The sequence below is a fragment of the Anaerovirgula multivorans genome (assembly GCF_900188145.1).
Classification (GTDB): domain Bacteria; phylum Bacillota; class Clostridia; order Peptostreptococcales; family Natronincolaceae; genus Anaerovirgula; species Anaerovirgula multivorans.
Genome location: NZ_FZOJ01000005.1, coordinates 1 through 12,551 on the forward strand (window position 1 = coordinate 1; position 12,551 = coordinate 12,551).

At 32.9% G+C, this 12,551-nt stretch carries 11 protein-coding genes; all 11 read left to right on the plus strand.

All coding sequences use genetic code 11. The features are described 5' to 3' along the window. Positions 1-999: 999 nt before the first annotated feature. On the plus strand, positions 1,000-3,006 hold the full coding sequence (locus CHB72_RS06420; RefSeq protein WP_089282061.1) for a vWA domain-containing protein: 2,007 nt from the start codon (positions 1,000-1,002) through the stop codon (positions 3,004-3,006). Positions 3,007-3,051: 45 nt separating this feature from the next. Further along, positions 3,052-5,217 carry a transcriptional regulator gene (locus tag CHB72_RS06425; RefSeq protein ID WP_089282062.1) on the plus strand — a complete coding sequence of 722 codons (2,166 nt, stop codon included), beginning with the start codon at positions 3,052-3,054 and terminating at the stop codon, positions 5,215-5,217. 155 nt (positions 5,218-5,372) lie between these two features. Further along, positions 5,373-5,798, plus strand: a complete 426-nt coding sequence (locus tag CHB72_RS06430) for a membrane-associated protease 1 (protein ID WP_089282063.1) — start codon at positions 5,373-5,375, stop codon at positions 5,796-5,798. 33 nt (positions 5,799-5,831) lie between these two features. After that, positions 5,832-6,257: a membrane-associated protease 1 gene (locus CHB72_RS06435; protein WP_089282064.1), complete on the plus strand. Its 426-nt coding sequence runs from the start codon at positions 5,832-5,834 to the stop codon at positions 6,255-6,257. Positions 6,258-6,310: 53 nt separating this feature from the next. Beyond that, positions 6,311-6,751, plus strand: a complete 441-nt coding sequence (locus CHB72_RS06440) for a DnaJ domain-containing protein (protein ID WP_089282065.1) — start codon at positions 6,311-6,313, stop codon at positions 6,749-6,751. A 14-nt stretch (positions 6,752-6,765) separates the two neighbouring features. Continuing rightward, the gene (locus CHB72_RS06445) at positions 6,766-7,320 is read left to right on the plus strand and encodes an FHA domain-containing protein (protein WP_176431233.1); all 555 of its coding nucleotides are present in this window, start codon (positions 6,766-6,768) and stop codon (positions 7,318-7,320) included. A gap of 16 nt (positions 7,321-7,336) precedes the next feature. Then, positions 7,337-7,843: an FHA domain-containing protein gene (locus tag CHB72_RS06450; protein ID WP_089282067.1), complete on the plus strand. Its 507-nt coding sequence runs from the start codon at positions 7,337-7,339 to the stop codon at positions 7,841-7,843. A 5-nt stretch (positions 7,844-7,848) separates the two neighbouring features. Further along, complete coding sequence (locus CHB72_RS06455; RefSeq protein WP_089282068.1) at positions 7,849-8,697, plus strand: PP2C family protein-serine/threonine phosphatase; 849 nt, start codon at positions 7,849-7,851, stop codon at positions 8,695-8,697. A 34-nt stretch (positions 8,698-8,731) separates the two neighbouring features. Continuing rightward, positions 8,732-10,543, plus strand: a complete 1,812-nt coding sequence (locus CHB72_RS06460; RefSeq protein ID WP_089282069.1) for a PP2C family protein-serine/threonine phosphatase — start codon at positions 8,732-8,734, stop codon at positions 10,541-10,543. Between the two features lie 23 nt (positions 10,544-10,566). Next, positions 10,567-11,844 (plus strand): hypothetical protein, encoded by a 1,278-nt coding sequence (locus tag CHB72_RS06465; protein ID WP_089282070.1) that lies wholly within the window; start codon positions 10,567-10,569, stop codon positions 11,842-11,844. After that, positions 11,841-12,536, plus strand: coding sequence for a hypothetical protein (locus CHB72_RS06470; RefSeq protein ID WP_089282071.1), 696 nt, complete (start codon positions 11,841-11,843; stop codon positions 12,534-12,536). Before CHB72_RS06465 ends, CHB72_RS06470 begins: the two co-directional genes overlap by 4 nt. Positions 12,537-12,551 lie beyond the last annotated feature (15 nt).

The following is a 12,551-nucleotide window of genomic DNA, read 5'->3' on the forward strand; positions in this document are numbered from 1 at the left end:
AGTACGCAGTTTTTGAACACACAACAAAAGCTTGAATCCTAGTATTTACAATAGGTTTCAAGCTTTTTATCCTTTTCAACTGTCAAAGACGGGATAATACATAAAATTATAAAAAAAAGCAATATACATTGTCAATATTTCTACAAGTTGAAGGAAATAAAGCTTAAAACAGGACTTTATTACTACATAGAATACTAAAACAAGTAAAGGAGATAAAAGGGATTGCTATTTTACAGATTTCAAGAGTAACGGAGATAAGCAGAACTACTGTTAGGAGAGTATGACAGTAATGTACTGCCTGCGTGCCAGTAAGAACCGTCCCTAATGTATTAAAGGCAATTGGTACATTATCTTACTTTTAGGAAAAAAGGAGAAGTTAAGTTTAAAGCATTGTCATATTTATCCTTCGGTGTATTGCTAAGACTCCCGCTTCTTCTAGATAAACAAACTAAGCGACTAACACAAAATCAAAGATTTTGGTTATCTGCTTATAGATAAACAAACTAAGTGACCAACACGAAAGTTGCAAATCAAACTTTCGGTTGTCTACTTATGAATTAAGTCTCATTTTATGATCAAGAGGAAATTAACAATTTGGGTCTTTATAACAGGCAGTAGGTAGTATGCAGTGTTCTATAAAGAAGAATTGGATATATAGCGAAGATTAATTCAAAATCTACAATGATATAAACATATACTTAAGAGCTATTAAGGGGGATGCATATGCTAATTGCTGTAGCTCTAGGTTTAACAAATGAGACTTTTTTACCATAAATAGAAAATTCTGGATCAAACACATATAAAACCTTGAAATTTACACAATGATTTTGACTGAAAATTCATAAAATAACCGCAAAATGTCGAAAAATGAAAATCTATGTCGATCTGTTGGTATGGAAATTTGGAAAGTTATGTAATAAACTTGGCAATATAGAAAATTGTCCTTATATAAATCTATGCTTAGCCATAGATTAGAAAAAATTACAGAATGGTGATGCTATGAAAACATTAAATAGGTTAATTGCTTTTTCTATTCTTCTTATCTTGATTTCTTTACAAACGGTATCAGCTAAAGAAATTGTCTATAAGCCCAATGATATCAGTATCATGTTTGTCCTAGATTGCAGTAACTCTATGAATAGAAATGATCCAAAGGGTGTAGCAGTAGAAATGATGGAGATGTTTATTGATATTCTTCCATCCCATAGGGCTAGTGTAGGTTATGTAGCCTATAATCATGGAATTACTTCTTTCACCGAGCCGATATCGCTTGAAACAGAAGGTCAAAGAAAATCTTTAAAAAATAAAATAAGCAGGATAAGGAAAAGTGGATTTTCTGATATGGGACTAGGGTTGAAGACTGGCTTTGAGCTAGTTACAGGCAATTTAAAGGAAAATACCCAGCCAGTTATTATATTAATATCTGATGGTGAAACCAACTTATCCTCCCATAGCATTAGAAATGTAGATGATGCTAATCATGATATTGATTATGTTGTAGGCAAGGCTAAAGAATTAAATATGCCCATTTACACCATTGAAATAGGAGATGAGTTTGAAACAATAAATACGCTTCTAACTATTTCAAATGAAACAGGCGGCAAGTTTTATAGAAACCTAGCCACTAGTGATTTTATTGATGTAGTAAGTCAGGTTATAAAAAGCAATGATAACACCAACATCAACCCCCTTTTAGCTGCTATTGGCACAGGGAAAAAACAGGAAATGGTTATTCCTATCGAAGATTCCATGACAAAAGAAGTGAATATTATATTAACAACCCAGTATCCAATTAAAGAGCCCAAAATATTTTATAAAGGTGAAAAGCTCTCCTTTAGTCAATCTAAAAATTATTTTGCGGCTAAAATATCAAACCCGATAGAGCAAGAAATAAGATTAGAGTTTATTAGCAGAACCAATGACACCATGAAGGCTTATTTAGTATCAAGCTATGACATGAGTTTGATTTTAGATATACCTGACAACATACAAAAGAACAAAGATTTCAACATAGATGCTTATTTGAGAAATAATATTGATAATGAAGTGGTAGAGAATTTAAAGTTTTACAACAAGATCATACCTAGCTTCAGGATGATAAGTGATACACAAGAGGTTGACCTAAATGTAAATACTTCTAAGGAAAAGATACAAGCTAGTACGAGGTTAGAGCATAGTGGTAACTATACACTATATACCTTCCTCACTCATCCGAACTTTGATATAGCATTTAATGAAGTGCTTATTGGTGTTAAAAATAACCAGCCTCAGGGAGAATTTCTAAATAAGATTAAGCTGCATACAGCATCTAAACCTAAGACGTACCAATTAGACAAATATTTTCAAGATACTGATGGAGATAAACTAACCTATGAAATCATTAATACGGATACTGATGGCTTAGAAATAAAAGATTCTATATTAACCATAAATTCAATAAGCAAAGGAGAATATCAGTTCATAATAAAAGCAACGGATAACGAAGGATTAAGCTATAAAAGTGAACCCATTAGCCTGTTGATTCTGCCAACATTACAATACTATTATCCTATTACAATCACTGTTGTTTGTCTATTGATTGCAGTCTTAATTTCTATAATCATTTATATAAAAAGAAAGGCACCAAAGCCTACATTTACGGGAAAATTAAATGCATACTTCATAAGTTTAAAGGATGGAGACGAGGTAGCACCACTTACTTTCCCTTTATATCAATTTGAAAATAAGAAACGAATTAGTTTAGAGGAGCTTTTGCTTCATGCTAATATCAATAAACCCTTTTTAAATGCTAAACAAATCTATTTTGAGCCTGGGTTGGATAAAGCTATAGTATTTTATAATACGACATCTGCTACTTGTATGAAGGATGCAACAATATTGCGTAAGGATGTAAGATATTCACTTGAATATAAAGCGAAAATTTACATTACATTTGAAGATGGTTCAGAGATGGAACTTCATTATAATAGATGTAATCCCAGTCAACAAGATAGTAAAAATTTTTAATAAATATTTTATATTTAAAACAAAAAAACAATTAGGAGGTATAAAATGGAAATCATTAATCAAACCAATAGAACTATATTATTTGAGGAAATTAATCCGGAAAGGCTAGATTTGCTCACTATAATAGGTGACACAAAAGGAATTGACAGCTTAGATGATGACAAAATAAAGGAAGTCAATGAAACTCTTTTAGTAAAGAGCTTTGAAGAATTTCTAGATAAATTTTCACCAATTGTATATTCCTTCTATAATGCAACAAACCAAAAAGTTATGTATACATTAAAGAAGCCAGAAAACCTGCCAGAAGATTATATTACTGAAATACCAATAAACATGTCAAATGACTTTTTAAAGATGTTAATAACACTTATAGAAACAAAAACTGCACAAGGCTTGGAAAATGTTGATTTTAAATTTGAAAATTTATTAGACATGATTTCACCAAAAAAAGTAATGGATGATATTAGACAATCAAGAAAAGAGATTCAATATGTATATAGCAACTACGAGGACTTAGACGAAGAAGATCCTAAGAAGTTAGATTTAGGAGACAAGCTGAACTACATGTTTGAAGAGGCAAGTCAAAATTATAACAATGTAATGGCGATGCTTCCATTAGCTATAGAAGATATAAAGACCAGATTACTATTGGGTCAAAGAGACAATGAAGAAAACAACGAAGAATTGAAAATAGGTATATTAAGCATGGGGGAAAGCGGAGAGCTTAAAATTTTAGAAGCGCCTAAAGAAGAAGAAAATGCTCTAGTAGCACTGGATGATAATGCTAATACTGGCTTAATACAGGCATTTAAGGAGGATTACCAGGCTATTAACCAAACACCTTCAGATTACGTAAGAGATTTGGTAGTTCGTACATTTTGTCCATTAACTTCTACCCTAGAGAGCAAGATAGATATAGAAACTGAAGTTAACAACTATAATACATATTTAGACTTTTATAAAAGTGCAAAGGATGACTTTATAAAAACAGTAAAACCATTAATCGAGAAAATGCTTGGAGTAAAAATGTTCTTTGATCAATACAAGGTAGAAAATAAAGGCATGGTGCCTAGCCTGTTGGTAACCAATACAAAATTAGATTTACTAGTGAAATCCAATAATCTACCTCGGTTAGTAACCTTCTTAAATACTGTAAACGATAAAAATGATTTTAAAAATACGATATGGTTCGGTATTGTTCCCTCAATACAAATGAGCATGAGTGGCAAAGCAAATTTGCGCAGAGAACGATTTAAAGGAAATCAGCATGTGGAAAAAACAGATTTTAACACAATGGAGGCATTAACAGTTCTTTTAAATGTCGTCAAAGATTATAGAATACAGATATTCTTCAACTTTGACACAAACGAAGAGACGACCTTTTCTCAAATGGCAATAAGTGGTGTAGAAAAATATATAGATAAATGTACGCCTTTAACTAGAAAAGATTATAGTGAATTTGCAATACCATGTATACCTAACTTTACCATTATTCCTAAAGATAAATCAGGTGTTGTACTTGATAGTAAAATTGTTCTAAAGGAAAATGGAATACCAAATCTATCGAAGGAAAAAGAAGATATATTAAAGCTGTGGATAGAAGGGGTATACATTGGAGCCTCCTATACAGCCGCTGGTCTGGTAGCAGCTTACCAATGTCCAGAGTATTTAAGGGAAATATTCAAAAATGCTAGCCATGAATATCCAGGAGTAAGATTTGATATAGAGGCAGACGATAATGCGCTTAATGTTAAAACCAGCTTAGCAAAAGAGATTTCTGGTTTTACCAATAATATAAAAAATGCAATCAATAGGAAAAACTTTGGTTTTGTATTTTCCTCTGAAAATGCTCAAGTGAAGGGAAGAGATATAAGACAAATTACCGTTTATAAGGCGAGAAGCTTACAATCAGTAGGAAATGACTTTGAGAGCATATACAAAACCATTGTAACAACCTATATAGAAAGAATGCTGCGTTTCCATACAAACGACTTTAAACAAGACAATATTGTTAAGTTTTTCAGTAATAACCCTAATAGCCAAAAAAGTAAATGGCTTGCAAATAAGGGCTATATTAACTCTATTATTCAAGAGGGTGATGATATCAACTTCGTAATAGATGAAAGACTGGGAAGCTGTAATATTAATATCACATTTAATGGAAGCGTAAAAAATCTGGAGGTTGAAATAACCAGAAGCGTAGCAAATTAGAGATAGCTTTACGGTATAAAACTGTTATGATTTAAAACTTTTAAACAGCATTTTCTATGATTAAAGAAAGCTGGTATAATCCATTAATTTGTTATAGTCATGCTCATAGAGCATGGTTATTATAAAAAAATAAAAAAAGATAAGGAGGAAGATTTATGGGATTTAGAATGAAAGTAGAAGGACCTGAGACGATTGAATTAGGCATTGAAAACATATTGACAGTAGAGTTTGAAACTGATACGCCTAATGATTCAAATGCAAGGTCCACAGACCTAGGCACATCATTGATTGTGAAGGGAAAAATATTAACAGCAGTGGATGGAGAAGAGGCTGATAGCACCATCAAGCTTGCTCAATGGTCATTGGTACCAGGTGAAAGAGTAGACTGCTACAGAAAAGTAACCATTGACGTAATTGCAGCATCACAGATCGTTAGACAAATCAATCTGCCCAATGCTTTTGTAGTAGATTACACAGAAGAATATGGAGACACAGAAGGTGTAGGAACATTTTATCTACACATGAAACAAAAAAAGGACAAAATGGTATCAATAAAATTGGAAGGTGGATTCCAAGAATAGTAAATAACAATATGATAGAAAGGGTGTTTCAGTATGGGATTTAGAGTTAAAATCGAAGGCGCAGAAACGATTGAACTTCACATTGAAAGTGTACAAAAAGTAAGCTTAAAAACAGATATACCAACAGATTCAAATGCTCGTACAAAAGACGTAGGGTCTACTATGATTATTAGTGGCAAAATATTAACAGCAGTAGATGGAGATCCTTTTGACAGCACAAGACAGCTAGGGCTTTGGTCATTAGTACCAGCAGAAAGAGCAGATTGCTATAGAAAATTAACAGTAGAAGTTATATCAGCTGATCAAGTAGTAAGAAAGATATTTTTCCCAAATGCTTTTGTAGTAGATTATCGAGAACATTTTGGAGATACCGAAGGAGTAGGAACATTTAAACTAGTTATTAAGCAAAAGAAAGACAAGCTAGACAAAATAACGATAGAAGGCGGCTATAGTGCCTAATAAAACGATGAAGATGTCCTTTTTAGGACATCTGCTTTGTAAAGGATAAGACAATGAAAAACCTATATAAAATATTAGAAATAAACGAAGATGCTTCTCAAACTGAAATAAAAAAAGCATACAGAGGGCTAGCTAAAAAATATCATCCCGATGCCAATATAACTGGGGAAGACACAGAGGAAAAATTTAAGGAAATAACAGAAGCCTACCATCTTTTGAGGGATGAAAAATTTAGAAAAGAATATGACAAAAAACTATTTAATAGTAAAAAAACAGGTCAAGGGGCAGATCCCTTTGCTAAATTTAATCAAGAAAAAGAACCCCGACAGAAGACATCAACAGATAGAGTCGATGTAGATGATGAGTTTGAAAACTTCTTTGGTTTTAATCCAAAAACCAAAGAAAAGAGAAAAGGCTTTAATAAAAGCAGCAATAAAAATCCTATGGATACAACAAATATTTTTGATACTTTTTTTAAAGCTAAAAGACGTTAATGGAGTTGATCACTTTGGAAAAATCAATTTCAGGAAATATAAAAGTTATAGATGTGCTAATATCACTTATTTCTATTGGAGCAGGTATTTATGTATATATAGCTTTTGATGACAATTTGAAAAAATATGCAGTAAGTCTTGCTTTAGGTATCGTAGCGATCATCTATATAAGCAAGGCATTGGATGTTAACGATTCCTCGACGAAAGAAGAAATCACAAACAGTCCCAATGCTGTAAATGGTTTAGCACTATTAAATGAAGAAAACGAAATGATAAAAGAATGGGATTTACTAAATCAAGCCTCAATGGTAATAGGAAGAAATACAAAGGATAATGAAGTGGATATAGATTTAAGCACCTCCACCTATGCTGCATTAATAGATTTACAGCACGCAGTATTAAACTTTGCATCAGGAAACTGGTATATAGAAGATTTATACTCAGAAAATGGCATAAGTATCCAAAAAGCTGAAGATCGAATAAGGTATAAGCTATCAAAGGATAAACCTTGTAGAATAATCAAAGGAGATGTTGTCTTTATAGCTAAAACGAAACTTTTGATTAGATGAAACGGAGTGTTAGCAAATGAGCCTTACAAGATGTAAAAATGGACATATGTTTAGTGAAAGAAGATATGGAAGCATATGTCCCTATTGTAATATAGAAACAGCTACAAAAGAACAACCTCAAACCCCTCCAGATGATTTTGATATAGAGGATGAACTATTAAAGGAAGAAATACAGCCAGTTTGCGGTTGGATTGTTTGCGTCGAAGGGGCGAGGGTAGGAAAGGATTACAAAATAAGAGAAGGTAAAAACTTTATCGGTAGAGCCGATGATATGGACATACAGATATTAGGTGATAACAAGATATCAAGAAGAAACCATGCAATTGTGGTATACGATGCAAAAAAAAGAAGCTATGTTCTGTTACCAGGAGATGCTTCCGGCATTGCATACCTAAACGATGAAGCAGTGTATGTACCGACACCGCTATCGGCATATGATGTAATAGAACTAGGAAAAAGTAAATTCTTGTTCATGCCATTTTGTGGAGAACATTTTGAATGGGATGACACAGATAGGGAGTAATCTCCATGAGAGAGCTTATGTTTGAAAACAAATATATAGTTACATTTATTTTAATCAGTATGATAGGCCTTTTACTATTAATAAGGAACCTTATGGAATCAAAGCTTAGAAGAGGGATGTATCATAATGGGCTGGAAATAGGAGCTGCAACATTTATCGGCAATAGAGAGCTTCAAGAGGATGCTATGGATATCGCTTCCTTTAAAAAAGGAACATTGACTGTATTAGCAGATGGTATAGGAAAAAGAAGGGCAGGACAGCTTTCCGGTAGGTTAGTTGTTAAGATATTTGTAGATTTATTTACAGCCAATCATTCAATAGATAACATCAATTATTTTTTTAAACGAGCCTTTAATATAAGCAATAGAGAAATTTTAAAGTCCTTGGAGGATCATCAGGGGGGTGCAAGTGTAGTATGTGGCATTATTGTAGATGACCTGCTGCATTATGCTTTAGTAGGCAATACAATGATTGCGGTTTTTAGAAATAACGAACTAATCCCCTTAAGCGAAGGACATACAGTAAACATCCTGGCCCAAAAAGGCTTTTATCAAGGGAAAATAAGCAGACAAGATGCGTTATGGGCATTGAAGGAAAAAAGATTATTTAACTACGTAGGACAGGATGGATTCCAAGATATAGAAATTTATGATGTACCAGTAAAGCTGAAACATGGCGACATCATTCTTCTAATGAGTGACGGCATACATAGTTATCTTCCATGGAACCAGCTTGAAGATGTATTGAAAAAGGATTTAACATGTGATGAAATGGCGACAACGATCATTAAAAAACTAAAAGAAGCCTCTATAGCAGAAAAGGATAATGCCAGCATTATATTAATGAGGTATTGATGACCTATAGAGGGAAAAGTTCAGGTGTAGAATAATGAGAAAAACAAATTCAAAATTTATAACAGAATTTATATCAGAGACAGGCAGCTTTCTACGGAACAAAGACTATTTTGGATTTGTAGAGCTGGATAAATTTGCTATCTATGTAATAGCAGATGGGATCGATAAAGATACAGATTTAGAAGGTGCCAAGATTGCAGTAGAAAATATCATAAGCAGCTTTAGCGAAAAACCCAGTATGAGAAGTGGTTACCTAAAGAGGCTTTTGAAGCTTGCCAATAAAAAGCTAATAGAAGAAAGTAGAAATTTTAGGCTAAAGGTGTCTCTTACCATTGTAGTTACCGATTACGTAAAGGCACGGTATGCTCTGGTAGGAAACACCAGATTTTACTTACTTAGAGATGGATATATCAAGCATCAAAGCAAAGATCAATCGGTGACACAACAATTAGTCGATCAGGAGAAAGTACAGCTAGACAAGGTGGCACAACATGAAGAAAGAAATAACCTATACTGCTATCTAGGACAGGATGAAGGGATCACACCCTATATTTCCAAAAAAATCTCTCTAACAAAGGGAGACATTATCGCCCTTACAACAAAGGGAATATGGGAAAATATGGACAACGGTGAGCTAATAGATGGAATTGCTGAGGTGAAGGAACCACAGGAGGCGATTGACAATATCGAAGAGATGCTTTTGGTAAAACAGCCTCCAAACTTAGAAAATTATACCTTAGCAGTTATATTTGTTGACAAAACCTATGAAAACCCCAAAAGAAGGCAGAAAATAAAAAAAATCATATTTACTTTAATTCCAATTATCTTGATTTTAGCCATCATTTTTTCCGTATTTTATTATAAAAGAAGACAAAAGCTTCACCAAATAAACGAAATGAATTACTACATAGAAAATGCACAGACCTATGTAGAAGACAATAATTTTCTGAGGGCAAATGAAGAATATAAAAACGCCTTAGGTATAGCCCAAAAGCTGAAACTAAAGGATAAAAGAGAACGTATAGACGAATTTTATAAGACAACAGAAGCCATTATCAATGCAGATCAGCTGTTACAACAGGAAAATTATCAAAAGGCGCTGGAGGAGTACCTATTGGCAAAAGAAAAATCCTATTATGCAGATCACACAGGAAGAAGTTATATAGATAGCCAGTTAAACAAGGCAAATCAACATATGAAGGTGCTTGATTTGATAGAGCAAGGGGATAGAAAACAAGATATTGAGGATTTAGCGGGAGCACAAGAGGATTACAGACTTGCAAGAGACTTAGCCTACGGCATATTCTTTACCAGTGCGAGACAAGAGGCACAGGATAAATTGAATCAGCTTCATGAGTTAGAAACAGAAAAAGAAAAAGAAAGAGAAGAAGCAGCAGCAGCTCAAGCGGCAGCAGAGGATGAAGAAAGAAAAGAAGAAGAACAGGCAGCAAAGGAAAGATTAGAAGATCAACTTAGCGGAATGGAAATCGCCAAAAAAGGAGATGTAAGCTATAGCATAGGCAATTATCAAGATGCCAAGATGTACTATATGATGGCTAAGGAGCTGTATCAAAAAGCCCAAGCCTATAGTCTTGCAGATCAAATAGAAGAAAAAATCCAGCTTACAGAAGCAAAAATACAAAACGAAACAACCAGTAAAGCAAAAGCAGCAATCTATGAAAAAGATGCAGCTGAGCAATTTAAAGAAGGTAATTTGAATGATGCTAAAATGCTATATTTATTTGCTAGAGGCATCTACGAAGAAATTCAGTTACCTAAGGACATAGAAAGAATAGATGAAAAAATAAAAGTAATAGACGACCTAATCCAGGAAAAAAATCAGTAAATTGCAAGTAAAAAGGAGAGCCAATGAAGGAAAAAATTTACTTTAAAATCAATCATATTGAAAACTTAAAGGATCGTGCTTTATTGAAGGAGCTGCTTAATGAGGTGATTATCCCTCTATATGAGCATAGTGAAGGCATGTATAATTCTTTAGAAAAAAGAGTTTTTGATGAAATTGAATACGCCCAGCAAAATTATAGTATTTATACAACTATCGTAAAAAAACAGGATTTTGACCCAATCCATTACTTTTTGCATCCAATGCTGGAGGAAGACATAGAAGATAAAGCGTACGACCTGCAGTACATCTTAAATACTATGCTGGAAAAAAAAGAAGTAAATATGTTCAAGATTTTTTTAAAATGCGATTACTTAATTTTTAAAGATATACTTACAAAAAACACAAAGTTCAAAGGAAAAATCAAAACAGATAAAACAACCTACGATGCTTATTTTAAAGTCAAAGAAAATAAGCAATATTGGGATCAGGTATATAGGCTGTATCAGATATTTATCAGAAACAATATACCATGGAGCACCATCAATGCCCCCTATATATCAAGAGTTGCAGATGTATTTATGGTTGAGTATGAAGACGGTATAACCAAGGGAGAAACGATACAAGAAGTAAACGTAGATTTTGGTGAATACAGCAAATATGTAGAGTACGATATCATACCTGTTTGGAATATAGAAAAATTGCTTTTAGAAAGCACAGGATTTCCTAGACCTTGCGAAGATAAAGTAAATTTTGAACATGATATACCTTTAAAAGGAGAAGGCGCAGAGCATGGGTATTTGATAGAACACGAAAGTAAGGACATAAACAGCATAAGATGTGGAAGGGACACACTGTTTATTACAACACAAACAAGCGATTTAGAAAAATGGTGTGTCCTTAAGGTGATAAAACCAAAGGAATCCAAGCTGCAAAAATATAACTACGAACTAGTATCAAATTCAAAAAAGGTTAGTTTTATTGAGAAGCTCTCCGGAAAAAGAGTTACAAATATAAAAACAAAGGCAGAGCTGATAAGAATAATAAACTCCTTTGAAATATCCACATATTTGGACTTTAAAGATATAGAAATCGTTGATAAAGAAGAAAATTCAAGGAAAGAAACCTATAACATGAACTTTTTTATATTAGATGAAGTAAGAGACAGCGATTATGGTAAAAAAATGATATTATACTTTACTCCCAAGCAAGAGAGTTTTATCATAAGAGATTTACTTAGCTTCATCGTATCAGAAATACAGTTTTTTTATCCAGAATATAAATGCGAAGGAAGATTGATATGAATTATATCTGGGATATACTGTTACGAGCAGACAAACAAAATATAGATAGAGAAAGTATTAGATTTAAATGTGCAAAATCATATAGTCCCTATATGGAGGTTTCATTTGAAGATATTAATGCTGCAGAAATCGATGAAACACTTATAGTGGAAATTAACCCATACTATAGGTTTTTTTCTATATTTAAAAATATATTTGATATAAATCTTAAAGAGAATCTTCAGTTTAGAGAAGTTTTGTTTGATATCATCCTTCACCACTTAGGGGAACTGGATTTAAAACAGGGATTAACGAGAAAAGAATATTATAAAAAATTTATATTAAGAGATATACTAGACAATATTTTTGCTGAAAAAATAAAAAACAATATCTTGATATTTAATAAGGATGAATTAGACATCGTGCTAAATAGTCTAATAAGTCTGTATGAGACTGGAACTTCGATAGAGCTGTTCAAAAGCGTGGTAAAGAAAATTTTCCCCAAGAGTGTAGTATACAGCAACCAAGATGATAAGAAGGAAATACTGATATACATTGATCAACCAGAAAGCCCTCAGCTAAACTGCAAAATAGATGCTCTAGTAGAGCTGTTTTTACATATAGAGTATGAAGTAAATATATATTGGCAATATCATTTTGGCATATTGGACATAGATGAAACGATGAAAATAGAAAAAATGGTACTATATTAGCCAGATCGTAGGAGA